Here is a 17,469-nt window from a genome sequence, read left to right as displayed (position 1 = left end):
AGCCTCCGCAACAGAGCCCGCCGATGGACGGGCCTCGACAGGCCGTGTCCGAGCGCTGCGCCAGGATCGGCCTCAAGCTCACCGACAAGCGCCGCGAGCTGATCGAACTGCTCGACGGGATGGACGCGCCCTTCGACATGGAACAGGTCTGGTGGACGGCCCACAACCGGGGCCAGCGCGTCAACCGATCGACGCTGCATCGCCTGATCGTCGATCTGGTGGCGGCGGGGGTCCTGAACGAGATCGGATCGATCGACCGCCAGCGCCGCTTCGCGCCGCCCCTGCCGGTCGATGTACAGGTCCAGACACCCGAAGGTCGCGTACCCGTGGATGACGCGACCCTGGCCGAGATGCTGGCGCGCGTGGCCGCCAGCAGCGGGCTGGCCGTTGGTCGGGGCAGGATCGTCATCACCGTCGAACCCTAGCCCGCCGCCGGACGGGAGGCGTCCAGGCGATCGGCAAGGTCGCGATAAGCCGCGATGGGCGCGCCGCGGAGGAAAGCGACCATCTTCGCCGTGAACGCGGCCGTCGCGGTGGTCGCCGCCTGTTCGAACTGCGCCAGCGCGCCAGCGATCTCGCCCTCGGCGGCCAGCACCCGGCCGAAATTGAACTGGCCGCGAAAGTCGCCGCCGGCCGCCGCCCTGGCGTAGCAGTCGCGGGCCTTGGCGAAATTCTGCTCGACCTCCCAGCCGTCCTCGTAGAAGCCGCCCACCACATTGATCGACTTGGCGTGGCCCAGCTCGGCCGCCCGCTGAAACCAGGCCAGGGCGGCCTTGCGATCGGCCCCCACGCCCTCGTCCAGCATCAGCCGGGTGGCGAGATTGTACATGCCCCAGTCGGAACCGGCCTCGGCGGCCTGCAGATACCACTGCGCCGCGACGGCGAGATTGGCGGCCACGCCCCAGCCGTTCTCGTAGCAGCGGCCCACCATGTTCAGCGCCATCGGATGCCCCGCCCCGGCTGCGCGCAGGAACCAGGTCAGAGCCGTGGCCGGATCGGCGGGGCCGCCGGCGCCGTCGAGCAGCATCTGCGCCAGGAGGGCCTGGGCCTCGGCGACGCCAGCGGCGGCCTGATTGGTCAGCCAGGCCCGTGCGGTTTCCGGCGGCCCCGAAAGGACCTTGGCGACGGCGGCGGCGATGTCGTCCGGGGAGACGTTTTCCGAAGCGGTGTCCATGGACCCTCACCAAAGCGAAAGGCCGCGCCCGCCGAAAGGCGGACGCGGCCGGTTCAGGGATGTCGCCGCGCTTAGAACTTGGCGTTCAGCGACAGGACGGCCGAGCGCCCCGGCGCGATGGTCGCGTAGTGCGAGGCGTAGGCCTGGGTGTAGTAGACCTCGTCGGTCAGGTTCTGGATGTTGAGCCTGGCCGAGAGGTTCTGGTTGATGGTGTAGGTGGCGTTGGCGTCGAACCGCCAATAGTCCGGCACCCACTTGGGCGCGGTGGCGCTGGCGTTGCCCATGACCTTGGCCTGGTAGTTGGCGCCCAGGCCGACCTTCAGCTTCGGCAGCACCTCGTACGTCGTCTGCACCGCGAAGCTGTGCTTGGGCGTGTTGGGGAACTGCATGCCGTCGGTCAGGCCCGCCGCCGCGCCCGAACCGCCGTTCTTGACCAGGATGGCGTCGAGATAGGTGTAGCCGCCGAACACGTCCCACTTGTCGGTGATCGAGCCGGACGCGCCCAGCTCGTAGCCGCGCACGCGCTTCTCGCCGGCCATGGCCACGGTGCCGTCGGTCTGGGTGATGCGGGCGTTGGTGGTCTTCACCTCGAACGCCGCGCCCGTCAGGCTGAGCTTGCCGCCGAACACGTCCCACTTGGCGCCGGCCTCGAGGGTGGCGTTCTCTTCCGGGCTGAGGTTGGCGTTGACCGTGCTCGACAGGGCGTTGCCGTCGCTGCCCTGGTTGAGAGCGTTGCCGGCCGGGGTCGAGGCCGTGGCGTAGGACAGGTAGATCGCGCCGGCCGTCGTCGGCTTGTAGACCACGGCGGCCTGGTAGTTCAGCAGGTCGTCCTTGCGCTCGTAGGTCGTGCGGGCGAACGGCGTGGTCGTCGCCCGGGCGCTGACGTAGCGGGCGTCGTAGCTGTCGTAGCGCAGGCCCAGGTTCACCTGCCAGTGCTCGTCGAATTCGATGGTGTCGAAGCCGTAGATCGACTTGGTGACCGTGCGCGAGTTGTTGGGGTTGTTGACCCGCGAGATCGTGCCGGTGAACGGGTCGCTGGTGTTGGGGTTGGCCAGGTTGGTGCAGACATAGGCCGCGATGGCCGCGGCCGAGCAGCTGCTGAACGTCGAGGCCAGGGCGCCGTTGTAATAGACGTTGTAGCTGTCGTTCTCGCCTTCCTCGCGCGACAGCTCCAGGCCAGTGGCGAAGTTGTGCTGGATCGAGCCGGTCTGGAACTTGCCGTAGAAGTCGGTCTGGTTGGTCAGGGTGCTGACCTCGCTGACGCGGCTGTTGGGACGGCGCCAAACGAGGCCGTAGTAGATGTTGCCCTTGCTGTCGTCGGGCTGGGTCCAGATGTAGTCCTGGCCCGTCTCGGCGTAACGGGTGGTGTTGCGCAGGTGCAGGTTGTCGCCGAAATCGTGCTCGAAGCGGACCGTGCCCATATCCACCCGCTCGCGGCGGAAGTCGCGGCCCTTAACGCCGTACCAGGCGCTACGGTCGGCAAGCAGCGGCTGGCCGTCGCCGGTCTGGTAGACGCGCGCGCGGCCGTCGGTGCGAGCCACGAAGGTCGGGTTGTTGTACGGGATCCCGCTGTCGGGGATGTCGTCGCTCTGCATGTGGTAGTAGCTGACGACGACGCGGTTGTCGGTTCCCAGACCGAAGGCGATCGACGGCGCCACGCCCCGGCGGCTGTAGTGGACCTCGTCGCGGCCATCGACGCCGGCGTCATGGGCCATCAGGTTCAGGCGCACGGCCACGCCTTCGGCGACCACGTGGTTCACGTCGAGGGTGGCGCGCTTGTAGTCGGCGGTGCCGACAGCGACCTGGCCGCCGATCGAGTCCTTCAGGGTCGGGGCCTTGTTGTTGATGAAGACGCCGCCGCCGGCGCCGCCTCGGCCGCCGTAGCTGCCAGTCGCGCCCTTCACGACCTCGACGTTCTCGACGTTGAAGACTTCACGCGACTGGGAGCCGATGTCGCGCAGGCCGTCGACATAGGTGGCCGACTGGGCGTCGTAGCCGCGCAGGAACGGACGGTCGCCGACCGGGTTGCCGCCCTCGCCCGCGCCGAAGGTGATACCGGGCACGGTGCGCAGCGCCTCGACCAGGCTGACCGAACCGGTCTGGTCGATCAGGTCGCGCGGAATGACGGTGATCGACTTGGGGGTATCGCGCAGCGGCGCGGTGATCTTCGGCGAGGCCGCCTGGGCCTTCTTGCTGTCGACCTGGACGCCGGAGACTTCGGTGGTGTCGCCGTTGTCCGGAGCGGCGGTGGCGACCGCCTCGTCGGCGGCAGGCGCCGCATTGGCGGCGGCCGACAGGCCCAGGCCGGCGACGCCCGCGACGGCGGCGGCGCTCAAGGCGCGCCGGCTCAAGCTGCGGACACCCTGGGTGGAAGTGTTTCTCATGATCTCGATCCCCGAAGCCCTGCCCGGCTGGGATCAACCGAGCGCCTCTATTCCTGACAATGCGAGGCGCTCTTAACTTCCACCTATCGCCACATCAATGAGAAGCAGTCGCAACAAACATTGATTATTCCCAATGTTCGCCACAGTCCTTCGGCCGCTCCCGACAGGTTGGCGATCCTTGACGGGCCCACTCATCTTCACTGAGAACGCAGAGACCTCAGCGCACGAAGAAATCGACCGGCACGACCACCTCGACCGGATCGCCCGGCACGTCGTCGGGCGGCATCGGCATCGGCGAGGCGCGGCGAACGGTGGCCAGGGCCTCCTCGTCGAGTAGCGGATAGCCGCTGCCCCGCGCGATCCTGGCGCTCAGCACCATGCCGCGCCGGTCGACCGTGAAGGCGACCTGGGCGACGCCCTCCTGGCCCTGGCTCTGGGCCCGACGCGGATAGCGGCGATAGGCCTTCAGGCGGCCAAGCAGCAGGCCTCGCCAGGTGACGGCGGCGTTGCGGTCCGTGGCCGCCGAGGTGCGCGGCGCGGCCAGCGCGGGCGCGGGCGGAGCCGCCACGGCCGGCGGCGCTGAGGCTTCGCTGCGGACCGAAGGCTTGGCCGCTCCCTCGTCCGCCGACGGCGTCGGGCGCTGCGGAGACGTCGGCAGCACGCCGCGCGGGTCGGGCTCGCGCGCCTTGATCAGGGGTGGATCGGGAGCCGCAGCAGCGGCGGGACTAGCCTTGGCTTCGGGTCCCGGCGGTCGCTCGTCCTTGGGCTTGGGCGGCGCGATCGGGGCGACGGCGAACTCGACGGCGATCGCTTCGATCGGCGCGGCGGGCGGAAGGTCGGACGGCGAGGTCAGGCGGATGTAGGCGCCGAGCGCCAGGGCGACATGCAGCGCCACCGCCCCGGCGAGCGCCGCCGACCACCGCCGCTTGCCGCCGGCCGCCGTGGAGCCGTCGTAGGGAATCTCCAGCACCGCCGGAGACGGGAGCACCGACTGCAGCATCAGAACACCCGCTCCAGCTTCAGGCTGGCCGCGACCTTCTCGTAGGAGAACAGCCAGTCGATGCTGCTGGCGGTCCTGGCGTACTGCAGGGTCAGGCTGGGCGTCAGGCCGGCCCGCGCCAGGCCCGGCGCGCGGAGGATGGCGGTGATGCTCTGCTCGTCGTCGCGGCGGCGCACCTCCAGGGCCTCGTTGATCGCGTCCCAGCGTTTACGTCGGGCCGAGGCGAACAGGCTGCCGTTCAGGCCCTTCCAGGTCGGACTGGCCGCGCCGAGGCGCAGGCCGACCTGACCATAGGCGTTGGTCGGCAGGTCGGCGTCCTTGTCGCCGAGGTCCGCCCCGCCGAACACGGTCCAGCCGCCCGGCAGCCCGCGCCAGGCGGTGAGGAACAGCGAGACCAGCCTGCCGTCCAGCGGCGCGAAGTCGGCCTGGCGATAGCGCATGTCCTTGTAGTCGGCCTCCAGCTTGACCAGGGTCCGGGCGCCGAGCGCCCGAGTGGCCTCGGCATGGACGCCGGGCGCGTCGTAGAGGCGCGAGGGGCCGAAGGTCGAGACATCGAAGGACGGCGCGATCCCGAAGGCGTAGCGGGCGGTGCGGTAGTCGAACCCGAACTGGCCTGACAGGGTCGCCTGATTGTAGCGCGGCTCCTCTGGATAGAACTCGCCATAGGAGATCGCCCGCAGCGACAGGCCGGCCGAGCCTCGCAGCGGCAGGCGGCGGGTCAGCGTCCCCTCGAAATTGACCGTCGCCGCGCCCAGGGCCTGCGGCGTCTTGCGGTCGAAGAAGCAGATCCCCTCTGGGCCGGGGATCAGGCAGGCATAGCTGCCCGAGGCCTGGTTGATGTTGCTGTTGTAGCCCGGCCCCAGGGCGAGCGATCCGCGCCAGGTGCGCCGCTGGTCCAACGCCGTGATGAAGCCCTCGACGGTTCGCCGCACGCCGGCTGCGCGCGGATCGCCTTGCGGCAGGTCGGCCAGGATCGCCTGGAACGCCGAGCGCGCCTCGCGGTCGCGCTGGTTCTCGAACAGCACCCGCGCCAGCTCGACCCTGCCCGGCATGAAGTCCGGCTGCTTGGAGAGCAGATCGCGGAACGCTGCCTCGGCGGCGCGCAGGTCGCCATCCTGCCGCGCCAGCATGCCCTGGGCGTAGAGGGCCAGCATCGGGTCGTGGTCCGGCAGCGCCAGATAGGCTTTCAGGAATCGCCGCGCGTCGGCCCATTGGCGACGGCCGACCGACAGGTAGAGCGCCTTGCCGACGTCGTCGACGCCGGGTCCGACCGTGTAGGCCTGGCCGTCGATAACCAGCACGGAAGGCGAAGCTTCTTCTAGCGTCTTGGCCTCGCGCTCGGCGGCCTTGCGGGCCAGGTCCTGGTCGAGGCGCAGGCGGATGTCGTCGTCGACCTGGGCCCGGGCGGCGCCGGCCAGCGCCAGAACGGCGAAAGCCGCGCAGCCGGCGGCGGCGCGGATGGAAAGAAGTCTTGCGGACCTGCGGATCATGCGGATGCCTTCGAACGCGCTTGGGACGGGGACCGAAGTCCCCGCCCCGCGCGACGGTTACGCGCCTTAGTTCTTCGTGCCGCCGAAGGCGGTGTCGTACTGGCTGTTGCCGCCGAAGGTGACCAGGCCGGCGAGCGCCGCGGCGCTGGCGCCGAAGAACTGGCCGCTGACCGAGCCGCCCGAAGCCAGGGTCGAGGTCCCCTGCGTGGCCGTGGCGTTGGCCGTGGTGCTGGCGATGTTGACGCCCGAGATGCCCACCGAACCGATGTCGACCGTGTAGCCGGTCGAGGCGCTGGTGACGCTGCCGCTCAGCGTGCCAGCGCCGAAGTTGGCGCTGAACGTACCGGCCAGGATGCCGTTGCTGCTGTAGCCGCTGATGCCCTTCACCGCATAGGTGGCCGTGCCGGTGGTCGGGACGGTCGTGCCGGTGTTGTCGCCCACATAGTAGACGGTGTGGGTGCCGTCAGCGACGTCGGCCGTGTCGGACCATTCGCCGAAATAGAGGTCGGCGTTGCTGACCTTGGCGAAGTTGAACACGCCCATGCCGTTGTGGCTGCCCGGCGCGCTCGAGGGGTTGTTGATGGTGGTCACGCCGTTGACCGGCGGCACCGAGGCCTGCAGGCCGGCGAAGTCGACATAGCTGCTCAGGCCGATAGCCGCCACGGCCACGCCCGGCTTGCCCGAGGTGTGCGGACCGGCGTTGATCGTGCTGGCGCCGACGCGCAGCTGGCTGGTGTCGGTCGACTGGCCCACGATGGCGGCCTGGGCGACGCCGGCCAGGGCGACGGCGGCGATGGGAGCCAGGATCAGCGCCTTGAAGGTCGAACGGGACATCTCGTCTTCTCCGATGCTTGGTTGTTGGTCTCGTTGGTGAGACCGGGGCATCCAGCGGCCGCCGCCGCGCCGTTGGGGACCGGCGTGGCGAAGACCGTGAATTGGGGGGATCAGTAGCGGGCGGTCATGCTGAGCTTCAGCGTGCGCCCGGGGGCCGGCTGGGCCGTGCGGGTCAGCGGGTCGGTGTAGTAGCGGTCGTTGAGGTTCGTGCCGGTAAGCTCGAAGCGGATCGTCTCGTTGAGCTTGAAGTTGGCGTAGGCGTCGACGGTGACGATCTCGCCCCACAGGTAGGGCGTGTTCAGCGCCCAGCCGTCGACGCGGGTCGCCCGCGCGCCGCCGATGAAGCGGTCGAGTTCTGGATTGTCGTAGGCGCTGTAGTAGACGCCCCTCACCCCCACCTCGAGGCGGCGTTGCAGGAAGCGGGCGCCGAGGTTGAGGTTGACCGTGTCGGTCGGCGTCGCCTGGGTCAGCAGGTAGCCGCCGACGAAGCCGTAGTTGACGCAGTCGGGCACGATACCGGTGCTGGTCGCCTTCATGATCGCGGCTTCGGGGTCGCAGACCTTGTTCTTGATCATGTGCGAGGCGCCGAGGTCCGCGAAGAACCGGCCATTGTCGTAGCGGGCCTGCAGCTCGATCCCCTCGATCAACTGCTTGTCGATGTTGGTCAGCAGCAGTTGCGAGCCGCGCTCGATGACGTTGCGGGTGTCGTTGCGGAACCAGGTCAGCTTGAAGTCGGCGCGCTGGCCTTCGGGCAGGTCGAGCAGGGCCGAAAGGTCATGCACATAGGCCGCCTCCCAGGTGCGGGCGTGTTCCGGCTTCAGCGGACGGGTGGGATCGGTCGAGGCCGAGAAGCCGATCGTGCTCTCGAACATGCTGGGAAAGCGATAGGCCTCGGCGTAGCGGACATAGGCCCGCGCATTGGGCGTGAAGTTGAAGGTCGCCAAGACCACCGGCGTCAGGCCGTCGCCGCGCTTGGTCTCGGCGGTCAGGTTCACCGCTTCCTGGTTGCGCGAAGCCACGCAGTAACCCGTGGCGTTGGCGACGCTGGTCAGGAAGCCGTTGACGCAAGGGTTGGTGGCGCGGGTGTAGCAGCCCTCGCTGTCGGGCAGCCAGGCGATGGTGTTGTTGACCGTGCGGCCGTTGACCAGGGTGCGATAGAGCACCGATCCGTCGGTGAAGACGTAGTTGGTGAACACCACGCCCTTGCCGATCTGCTCGGCCAGGAAGTCGTCGACCGCCCAGAAGTGCGAGTACCGCAGGCCGGCCGACAGGGTGATCTCGCTGACCGGCCGCCACTCGACCCTGGCGTGGAGATTGTATTCCTCGCGACGGCCGGCGCGGGGGTACTGCCGCCAGCCGTCGAACGTGCCGGCCCAGACGTCGGGCGAGGTCAGCTTCTCGCGCTGCCAGTCGCCGGCCAGGACGAGGTCTAGGCTCTGGGCCAGACGGGTCTTGTTGCTGAGACTAAGGCCGTAGCGGTCGTTCTTGGCGTTGGCCAGGGCGGTGTTCTTGAGGATCGGACTGGCCGCGCTCTGCGCCCAGTTGGGAAAGCCGCCGGCCGAATAGGTGTGGCTGTTGGTGCGGGTCAGCCAGAGCGTGCTCTTCAGGTCGATCCACCGGCCGCCGGGCTTGTAGCGGTAGTCGAGATTGTAGGCCGTGGCGTGAACCTCGCTCAGCGGCCACTGCACCTTGCCCATGCCGTTCTCGCCGGACGAGACGATGCGTGAAGGCATGATCTCGCCATAGGTCGAGACGCTGTCGCGCACCCCGAACTCCAGGGTCTGATCGTCGCTGATCTTCCAGGCCAGCTTGCCCAGCCACGAGCTCATCTCGCTGGAGGTGTTGGGCACCTCGTTGCCGGGTTCGTAGTTGAAGGCCAAGCGCTTGATCAGATCCTGCGGGCCGGACGGCGTGGGCAGGTTGGTCTGGCTGTAATAGCCGGGCACGGTTTCGCCGGCGTAGTAGTTGCCGCGCTCGCGCCAAGCGTAGGCGACCAGCCATTCGACGTCGTCGGTGCGGCCGGCCAGCGCCATGCGGGCGGCGCGATCGTCGAGCGACACGAGGTCGTTGTCGTCCGAGGTTCTGGGCGTCACCCGCAGGGAGGGGTCGGCGTAGGGGCTGCTGGGATAGCCGGCGGTTCCGGTCGAGCCGGGGAACCCGGGCACGTCGCGATAATCCTGGCCGGTCAGCAGGGTCGGCAGGCGCGGCTTGACCGAGTTGCCGCCGCCCTCGATGCGAACCTCGGCGCCGTATCGCTCGCCTTCCCGCAGGATATCGCCCGGCGACAGGGTGCTGATAACCACCGCCCCGCCGGTCGAGGTGTGGACGCCGGCCGTCAGCGACGGGCCTTTCAGCACCTGCACGCCGCCGATCAGGCTGGGGTCGATGTAGCTGCGGTTGTTGGCGCCGTTGTAGCCGCGCCAGACCGTCAGGGCCTGCTCGCCGCCATCGATGATCACTGGAACGCGGCCTGGCCCTTCGATCCCGCGGACGCTGGGATCGAGCGCGCCGCTGTTGCGGGCGTCGCCGCTGAAGACGTTGACCATGCCCTTGAGCACGTCGGCCGGGCTGACGCCCTTGTAGCGCTCGACCACCGCCCGGCCGGCATAGGCGGACGAGCCGTCGAGGTCGTAGATCTCATCATAGCCGAGGGCGTCGCGAGCGCTCAGCGTCTCGCCTTGCCCTACGGCGCCCTCGACCTGCAGGGCGTCGGTGACGACAGCGCCCTTGGACGCGCCCTGGACGGTCGGCGCGGCGTCCAGGGTGACGACGCCGGGCCTCGCCTCGCGCCAGGCGACGCCGCTGCCGGCCAGCAGGCGCGACAGGATCTCGCCCTGGCTGAAGCGGCCGCGCACGGCGGGCGAGCGGCGGCCGTACGGCGCCTCGACGGCGTAGACGATCTGCACCTTGGTCTGCAGCGAGAACTGGGCCAGGGCCTGGGGCAGCGGCTGGGCCGGAATGTCCACCTCGTAGACGGCGGCCTCCTGGGCCGCGGCGGGAAGCGCGGCCAAGGCCAGGGGGCTGGCCGAGGCCAGGGCGAGGCACAACGACAGTCGGCGCAGGCGCGGGAGAAGACCGGGGCGGAAAACAGGCGTCGTCATGTCGTGGGCGGATCTCGTCTGGCGGCCGCCCATTGTTGCGAGCGACACTCAATTGCATCTCAATGTTGATGAGACGAAACCGGGCCGCGAGATCCCCTAGCCGCCACGTGCATTTTTTGCGGAACGCCGGAACTGTTTCAGTAGAGCAGGACGAAATCGCCCAGTCGGGCCGTGCGCAGGCCCAGGGACGCCGCCAGGGCGCCGATGGCGTCGTCCGGTTCGGCGACATCGAAGACGCCCGACACAGGCTTGGCCGCCAGGGCCCGCCCCCGCACGAACACCTTGCCGCGCCGATAGCGGCCGATCTCGTCGACTACATCGGACAGCGGCCGGTGATAGACGACGAGGCGACCCTGCCGCCAGGCGTCGACCGCCGCCGGATCCTCCAGGGCCAGAGCCTGAGGCGTCGCGCCGTCGAGCCAGGCCCCCTGCCCCGCCCGCACCACGGCCGCGCCGTCGCCGCGCGCCGGCTGGACCCGCACGGCCCCGCGCAGCACGCTGACCCTAGCCTTGTCGCCGGTCAGCCGCACGTCGAAGGCCGTGCCCAGCACCCGGGCGCTGCCGGCCCGGCTCTCGACCACGAACGGCCGGGTCGGGTCGTGGACGACGTCGAAGAAGGCCTCGCCCTTCACCAGCCGCACCCTGCGCCCCTCGGGACCATAACGGACGTCGAGCACCGCGCCGGTGTTCAGGGTCACCGCGCTGCCGTCGGCGAGTACGTGCAGGCGCACCTCGCCGATCGGCGCGGTCAGATGATCGGGATTGGGCGGCGCGATCGTCCTGACGGCCACGCCGCTCGCGGCGGCCAGCACCAGGCAGGCGGCGATCGCCGTGGGGACGGACCAGGCGCGGCGGCGCAGACCCGCCGGCGCAGACCCCGGTCGCTGACGGCGCGGCGAACTCGCGGGCGATGCCGCGGCGAGCGCCATCAAGCCAAGGATGCGATCGGCTTCGTCCATGGCCTCGGCGCGGCCCTGGCCCTCCGCCAGCCACGCCGCGTGCTCGGCTCGCGCGGCCTCGCCCGCGCCGTCGCGCAACCGCAGCGTCCGGCGCGCCGCCGCCTCGAACAGCGCCTCGTCCTCGCCTTCGCCCCTGCCTTTGCCCCCGCCTTTGACCGTGTCGTTCATGTGGACTTTCGGGTCCTCCCGATCACAGGACGAACCGGAAGGCGCCCTTCCCCTAGTCTCGTGCTCATGCATCGCCGCGCGCTTCCTTCAGGCGACGCCGACAGTGGCTCATGGCCTTGGCCAGGTGGTTCTCGACCGTGCGCGGCGAGATCCCCAGCCGGTCGCCGACCTGCTGCATGGTCAGGTCCTGGCCGCGATAGAGCAGGATCACCAGGCGGCACTTGTCGGGCAGCTCGGCGATGGCCGCCTGGACGATGGCGATCTCCTGGCGGCCCGCCACCACCTGGAAGGCCGACGGCGCCTCGCTGCGCGCATCCTGCGGCAGGTCGCCGGGCGTGATGCGGCGGGCCTGGGCCGAGGCCTGCCGCTGCCGATCGACGACGAGGTTGGCGATGATCCGGCGCAGGTAGCTGAGCGGATTGCGCACCGCCCGGCCGTCGAAGTCCGGCGAGCGGACGAGGTCGAAGAGCTTGAGCCAGGCGTCCTGCATGACGTCGTCGGCCAGGCTGGCCGAACGCGTCTTGCGAAGGGCGAAGCGCCGAAGCTCGTCGTAGTGGACTTCCAGCAGCCCAGGCAGGTCAGGCGTCGTTCCCCGCTCGCCTGTCAGCATGGCCCTACACACCCGAAATCAATGAGAATGATTCTCAGAAACTTTCGTCGGTTTAGCGGGGGCCACGCAGCACGTCAAAGGCCATCGTTCCCCGTAGGGCGCACAACGCGGACGCCGGCGCCGAAAGCCCGCCTCGCCAAGGATTCCCATCAAGCCAATTCCGGTATTGGTCGATAGCGCCTTTGGCTTAGACCCCGACACGGCGGCTCACTACCGTCACCCTCAAGAAACGGCCTCCCGGCGTGCGGGACCAGGCCGTCGCTCGGAGAGGACTTCATGAGCCAGATGTCGCCGACGGACGTGGCCCGCCAGCTCGGCGGCGGCCTGCTGTCGTTCCCTGTCACGCATTTCGACGACCAGCACCAGTTCCTGGAAGCGCCCTATCGCGAGCATTGCGCCTGGATGCTGGACCACGAACTGGCCGGCCTGTTCGCCGCCGGCGGCACGGGCGAGTTCTTCTCACTGCGTCCGGACGAGGTGGGCCAGGTGGTGCGGGCGGCGGTCGCCGAGACCGCCGGCAAGATCCCGGTCATCGCCGGGTGCGGCTACGGCACGGCGATCGCCATCGACCTGGCGCGCGATGCGCAGGCGGCCGGCGCGGACGGTCTGCTGCTGCTGCCGCCCTATCTGACCAACGCCACGCAGGACGGCCTGGCCGGTCACATCGAGGCGGTCTGCAAGGCCACCGACCTGGGCGTCATCGTCTACAACCGCGACAACGCCATCATCAACGAGGACACCCTCGAGAAGCTGTGCGACCGCAATCCCAACCTGGTGGGGTTCAAGGACGGGGTCGGCGACCTGGAGCTGATGATGCGGGTCTACGCCCGGATGGGCGACCGCCTGACCTATATCGGCGGCCTGCCGACGGCCGAGACCTTCGCCCTGCCCTATCTGGAGATGGGGGTGACGACCTACTCCTCGGCCATCTTCAACTTCCTGCCCGACTGGGCCCTGGCCTTCTACAAGGCCGTGCGCGCCCGCGACCGCGAGACGGTGATGACCGGCCTGCGCGACTTCGTCCTGCCCTACATCGCCCTGCGCAATCGCGGAAAGGGCTACGCGGTCTCGATCGTCAAGGCGGGCATGAAGGCCGTCGGCCGCGACGCCGGTCCGGTGCGCCAGCCCCTGACCGACCTGACGGACGCCGAGTTCGCCGAGCTCGAAACCCTGATCGCCCGCGTCCGGGGCTAGATCCTGAACGCGCTCACTCCGCTCCGGCCGCCGGCCCTTCTTCCCGGGAAGAAGGCGCTGGCGATCGGCCCCAACGAGCGTCTAGCTTCGCGACTCCAGGGTGTTGTCGACGGGCGCTTTCCGATGTTCGAACTCAGTCAGCTGCGCTGCTTCGTGGCCACCGCCGAGGAGCTGCATTTCGGCCGCGCCGCCCAGCGGCTGAACATGACCCAGCCGCCGCTGAGCCGGCAGGTGCAGCTGCTGGAGCGGATCCTCGGCGTCGTCCTGCTGGACCGCACCAGCCGTTCGGTGCGACTGACCCCGGCCGGTCGCGCCTTTCTACTGGAAGCCCGGCGCATCCTGCGCCTGGCCGAGAGCGCGGCCCTGGCCACGCGCCGCATCGCCAGCGGCGACGCCGGCCAGATCGCCATCGGCTTCACGGCGGTCTCCGGCTACAGCTTCCTGCCGCGCCTGGTGATCCTGTCGAACGCCCGCCTGCCCAACGCCGACCTGACCCTGCGCGAGATGGTCACCCGCGAGCAGGTCGAGGCCCTGCTGACCGGCCGCATCGACATCGGCCTGGTGCGCCCGCCGATGGACCGCGCCGAGTTCGCCACCGCCCGGGTGCTGAGCGAACCGCTGGTCGCCGCCCTACCCAACGGCGATCCTCGCCTGGCCAAGGCCGGCCTGACCCTGGCCGACTTCGACGCCGGCCCGCTGATCATGTATTCGCCCGAGGGCGCGGGCTATTTCTACAACATGCTGACCACCCTGTTCGACGCCCACGGCGTGGCCCCGAACTATGTGCAGCACGTCACCCAGATCCACTCGATGCTGGCCCTGGTCCATGCGGGCCTGGGGGCGGCGATCGTGCCGGAATCGGCCATGAGCCTGCACTTCGACGACGTGCAGTTCCGCCCGGTCGAGACCACGCCCGACCGGCCGGTCGAGCTCTACATGGCCTGGCGCAAGGACAACGAGAGCCCGATCCTTCAGACCTTCATCGACCTCTGCCTGGCCGAGGCCTCGCCGGCGGAGACGGGCGAGCGCTGAAGCGCCCTCCTTCCCGTCGCGGGCGCTCGGCCCAATGACAAAAGACGGGAGAAGACCCATGACCCTCGACCGCCGCGCCGTGCTGGGCGCCGCCGCCGCGCTTGCCGCCCCATTGGCTGCGTCCCTGGCCGTTCCCCTGAAGGTCAACGTCGCCGGCCGCGCGGCGCCGGTGGCGACCACCTCGGCCGGGCGGGTGCGCGGCGTAGATGTCGACGGGATCAAGGTGTTCAAGGGCGTGCGCTACGGCGCCGACACCGCGCCGCGCCGCTTCCAGCCGGCGCTGGCGGCCCAGCCCTGGAAGGGGATCACCGACGCCCTGGCCTACGGTCCGGCCTCGCCGCAGTTGAAGGCCGACGAGCCGACTTCGGAGGACTGCCTGTTCCTCAACGTCTGGACCCCGGGCCTGGCCGACGGACGCAAGCGGCCGGTGATGGTCTATGTCCACGGCGGCGCCCACGCCAACGGCTCGGGCTCCAGCCCGCTCTATGACGGGACCTGGCTGGCCAGGACCTACGACGTCGTCGTGGTGACGGTGAACCATCGCCTCAACGCCTTCGGCTACGCCTATCTGGCGCGACTTGGCGGAGCGGAGCTGGCCGAAAGCGGCAATGTCGGCAATCTGGACCTGATCCTGGCCCTTGAGTGGGTGCGCGACAACATCGGCGGCTTCGGCGGTGATCCCGGCAACGTCATGACCTTCGGCCAGTCGGGCGGCGGGGCCAAGTGCGTCACCCTGATGGCCATGCCGCGGGCGGCGGGCCTCTACCACAAGGTCGCGACCATGAGCGGCCAGCACGTCACCGCCATGGGGCCGATCCACGCCACCATCCGCGCCCGCGCCTTCATGGAGAAGCTGGGCCTGAGGCCGGACGAAACCGACAAGCTCAAGACCCTGCCCGCCGGCCAGTTGGTCGAGGCGCTGAAGATGCGCGATCCACTGGAGCGCAAGGGATCCATCGTCTTCTGGTCGGTGCTGGATCACGGCGTCCTGCCGCGCCATCCGTTCTATCCGGACGCGCCGCGCGAGAGCGGCCACATCCCGATGATCATCGGCAACACCCACGACGAGACCAAGGCCTTCCTCGGCGGCGATCCCAAGAACTTCGCCCTGACCTGGGACGAGCTGCCGGGCAGACTGGAGAACGAGCTGGTGCTCGACATGTCGCCCGAATATCTGGTCGGCCGCTATCGGGCGCTCTATCCGGCCGCCAGCCCCTCGGACCTGTTCTTCGCCATCACCACGGCCGGGCGCTCATGGCCGGGCCACCTGGTGCAGGCCGAGCAGCGGGCCAGGATCGGGGCGCCAGCCTGGATGTACCAGCTGGACTTCGGCGCCCAGACCGACCCGAAGATGGGCGCCTACCACAGCTACGACATCGCGCTGGTCTTCGGCACGCTGGACGCCGGGGGGTCGATGACCGGAACGGGGCCGGCGGCGATCAAGGTGCGAGACCAGATGAGCGCCGCCTTCGCAGCCTTCGCGCGGACGGGCGATCCCAACTGCGCGGCGATCCCGGCCTGGGCGCCCTACACTCTGCCCAAGCGGGCGACCCTGGTGATCAATGAGACCTCGGCGATGATCGACGATCCCCGCCGCGAGGAGCGGGAGATCTTCGCCGTCGCCCCGTTCATGAAGGAAGGGACATAGCGCCCCCTCCTTCGGGCGGGGTCAGGCCTTGCGGTCCCACGGAAAGCTCAGCGTCGGAGCGTTCACGTGCCGGCGCATCTTCAGGGTCAGGCGCGCCCCGGCGCCCGGCGCCAGCCGCACGGTGAAGGCCGAGGCTTCGACCGGCGCCGCGGCGGCGTCGCCGATCGAGGCGCTGACGATCTGGTGCTCGCCATAGGCGCCGCCCTGCACGGTGACGCGGCGGCCGGCGACCTGGTTCAGGTTCACCAGGGTGACCACCGTCTCGTCATCGGTCAGCCTCTCCACCAGGGCGGCCACGTCCTCGGGAACGCCGGCTCGGCGGCGGTCGGGATCGAAGTAGCGCAGGCGGACATAGTGCAGCGCCCCACCCTGGGCCGGCGAGGTCTTCGACCAGGGCGGCCGGGCGATGTGGATTCCGCCCTCCATCAGGTGGATCAGGGCCGTGACGCTGGCCGGGTTGATGTCGAGCGTCGCGTCGGCCAGGCGGGTGTCGGGGGTGGACTTGTCGTCCTGTCGGGCCTGGGCGCGAGCGCGCACCCGCTCGAGGTCGGTGCGCAGGGTCTTGGCGGGAAACGAAGGGTCCTTGCCGTCCAGCCAGTCGAGCCAGGGATGGGCCGCCGCGCGGGCGCGGTCGGACGCCTTCATCGACAGGTACCAGATCTCCAGCCCGTTCAGCTGGTGCTCGCCCGGCGCATAGGAATACCAGCCCTGGGGACCATGCATGCGCGGGGTCGAGACCTTACCGTCCACCACCTTCTTCTGGGCGTTGATGACGTCGGTCTGCCGGCGCCAGACGTCGAGATATTTGTCATCGCCGGTCAGCAGATAGGCGTTCATGAAGCCGACGACGGCGCGGGGCGTGCGGTTGCGGTCCTCGCGCTTGCCGGTCTGGGGCACGACGGGGCTGAAGCCCCAGCCATAGACGCCGCTCCACCACTGGCCTTTGGGCCCGCCGGTCCTGCCATCGAGGCCGACCTTGCTGGGAATGACGTCGCCATTGGCCCGCGCCCGCGCGATCCAGCCGTCGACATAGGTCAGGATCCAGTCGCGATACCGAGGCTCGTGGTCGAGCATGTAGGCGTTCATCACCAGGCTGGTGGCCTGCAGGTTCAGCGGGCTGTCCCCGACCACGTCGCCGTATTCGTCGTAGTGGCGCAGGGTCTCCTCATAGGAGCGCTCGCCGTGCTCCATGTAGAAGTGCGTCACGTCGAAGGGATCGCCCGCCCAGTCCAGCGGCGTGGCCTGGCGCAGCATTGGACCCCGGCTGCCGGTGATCATGCTGCGGATGATGTTGAGCTTCCGATCATAGTTCGGGGTGGTCGGGTCCGCGCCGGTGTAGAAGTCCGAGAACCGCCTGGCCCGCGCGCGGAAGCGCGGATCATTAGGCGCCGACAGCCCCAGCAGATTGAACACCGACAGCCCCTCGGAGAGGTGCTGCCAGTCGCTCATGACCGGAAATTCCTTGTAGTACATGCCCTCGCGGGCGAACGGCACGTCCTTGGTCCTGGCCGCCGTATATTGGCGGACATTGCCCTCGAAGGCCTTCTGGGCCAGCTCCTGCACCCGGTCGCCGGCGCCCAGGGCGTGCAGGGTCGGCCAGTCGTTGACGTTCTCGATGGCGTCGTCCGGGCCGTCGTTGGCGCCCCAGCGCTCGAAGGCCAGCAGGTAGCCGCGATCGTCGAAATAGCGGGCGAAGAAGGCCTCGCAGGCCTCTTCGTTGGCCTTCAGCAGTTCGCGTTGCAGCAGGGCCCATTCGGGCGCGGCCATCGGGGTCGCGACCTCGAGCGCGGCCGGGGAAGCGACGGCGGCTTGGGCAGGGCCGACGAAGGCGAGGGCCGAGGCGCCGGCCAGGACATGGCGTCGTGAGAGCATCGA

The 17,469-nt window shown here is 69.5% G+C and carries 13 protein-coding genes; 4 read left to right on the top strand and 9 right to left on the bottom strand.

The features are described 5' to 3' along the window. Positions 1 to 23: 23 nt before the first annotated feature. Entirely contained in the window at positions 24 to 425 is a 402-nt protein-coding gene (locus AC07NS_RS22475; RefSeq protein ID WP_494606861.1) for a hypothetical protein, read from the top strand. Here AC07NS_RS22475 and AC07NS_RS22470 read toward each other — a convergent pair. The 8 genes from AC07NS_RS22470 to AC07NS_RS22435 form a co-directional block, all read right to left on the bottom strand. Then, the gene (locus AC07NS_RS22470) at positions 422 to 1,174 is read right to left on the bottom strand and encodes a tetratricopeptide repeat protein (protein ID WP_494606860.1); all 753 of its coding nucleotides are present in this window, start codon (positions 1,172 to 1,174) and stop codon (positions 422 to 424) included. The two genes, AC07NS_RS22475 and AC07NS_RS22470, sit on opposite strands and share 4 nt — an antisense overlap. A 71-nt stretch (positions 1,175 to 1,245) precedes the next feature. Further along, the gene (locus tag AC07NS_RS22465; protein WP_494606859.1) at positions 1,246 to 3,558 is read right to left on the bottom strand and encodes a TonB-dependent receptor; all 2,313 of its coding nucleotides are present in this window, start codon (positions 3,556 to 3,558) and stop codon (positions 1,246 to 1,248) included. A gap of 217 nt (positions 3,559 to 3,775) precedes the next feature. Further along, complete coding sequence (locus tag AC07NS_RS22460; RefSeq protein WP_494606858.1) at positions 3,776 to 4,558, bottom strand: energy transducer TonB; 783 nt, start codon at positions 4,556 to 4,558, stop codon at positions 3,776 to 3,778. Then, positions 4,558 to 6,048: a surface lipoprotein assembly modifier gene (locus AC07NS_RS22455; RefSeq protein WP_494606856.1), complete on the bottom strand. Its 1,491-nt coding sequence runs from the start codon at positions 6,046 to 6,048 to the stop codon at positions 4,558 to 4,560. Before AC07NS_RS22455 ends, AC07NS_RS22460 begins: the two co-directional genes overlap by 1 nt. Before the next feature lie 66 nt (positions 6,049 to 6,114). Then, positions 6,115 to 6,882, bottom strand: a complete 768-nt coding sequence (locus tag AC07NS_RS22450) for a Slam-dependent surface lipoprotein (RefSeq protein ID WP_494606854.1) — start codon at positions 6,880 to 6,882, stop codon at positions 6,115 to 6,117. 110 nt (positions 6,883 to 6,992) lie between these two features. Continuing rightward, the gene (locus AC07NS_RS22445; protein WP_494606853.1) at positions 6,993 to 9,983 is read right to left on the bottom strand and encodes a TonB-dependent receptor; all 2,991 of its coding nucleotides are present in this window, start codon (positions 9,981 to 9,983) and stop codon (positions 6,993 to 6,995) included. Between the two features lie 137 nt (positions 9,984 to 10,120). Beyond that, positions 10,121 to 11,110 carry a FecR family protein gene (locus AC07NS_RS22440; protein WP_494606851.1) on the bottom strand — a complete coding sequence of 330 codons (990 nt, stop codon included), beginning with the start codon at positions 11,108 to 11,110 and terminating at the stop codon, positions 10,121 to 10,123. Positions 11,111 to 11,174: 64 nt separating this feature from the next. Next, complete coding sequence (locus AC07NS_RS22435) at positions 11,175 to 11,720, bottom strand: RNA polymerase sigma factor (protein ID WP_494606849.1); 546 nt, start codon at positions 11,718 to 11,720, stop codon at positions 11,175 to 11,177. Positions 11,721 to 11,996: 276 nt separating this feature from the next. Between AC07NS_RS22435 and kdgD the strand changes: the two genes are divergently transcribed. The 3 genes from kdgD (at position 11,997) to AC07NS_RS22420 (ending at position 15,594) form a co-directional block, all read left to right on the top strand. After that, positions 11,997 to 12,914: a 5-dehydro-4-deoxyglucarate dehydratase gene (gene kdgD / locus AC07NS_RS22430; RefSeq protein ID WP_494606847.1), complete on the top strand. Its 918-nt coding sequence runs from the start codon at positions 11,997 to 11,999 to the stop codon at positions 12,912 to 12,914. A 123-nt stretch (positions 12,915 to 13,037) separates the two neighbouring features. Beyond that, the gene (locus AC07NS_RS22425; RefSeq protein WP_494606846.1) at positions 13,038 to 13,946 is read left to right on the top strand and encodes a LysR substrate-binding domain-containing protein; all 909 of its coding nucleotides are present in this window, start codon (positions 13,038 to 13,040) and stop codon (positions 13,944 to 13,946) included. A gap of 58 nt (positions 13,947 to 14,004) precedes the next feature. Further along, positions 14,005 to 15,594, top strand: a complete 1,590-nt coding sequence (locus tag AC07NS_RS22420; protein WP_494606844.1) for a carboxylesterase/lipase family protein — start codon at positions 14,005 to 14,007, stop codon at positions 15,592 to 15,594. Between the two features lie 21 nt (positions 15,595 to 15,615). Here AC07NS_RS22420 and AC07NS_RS22415 read toward each other — a convergent pair whose 3' ends face one another. Then, a complete protein-coding gene (locus AC07NS_RS22415; protein WP_494606842.1) occupies positions 15,616 to 17,466 on the bottom strand; it encodes a DUF8034 domain-containing protein in 1,851 nt (616 codons plus the stop codon). Positions 17,467 to 17,469 lie beyond the last annotated feature (3 nt).

The sequence above is a fragment of the Caulobacter sp. GW821-FHT10A10 genome (genome assembly GCF_059415745.1).
The sequence above is the reverse complement of the archived record's forward strand: the minus strand, read 5'-3'. Positions and strand labels throughout refer to the sequence as shown.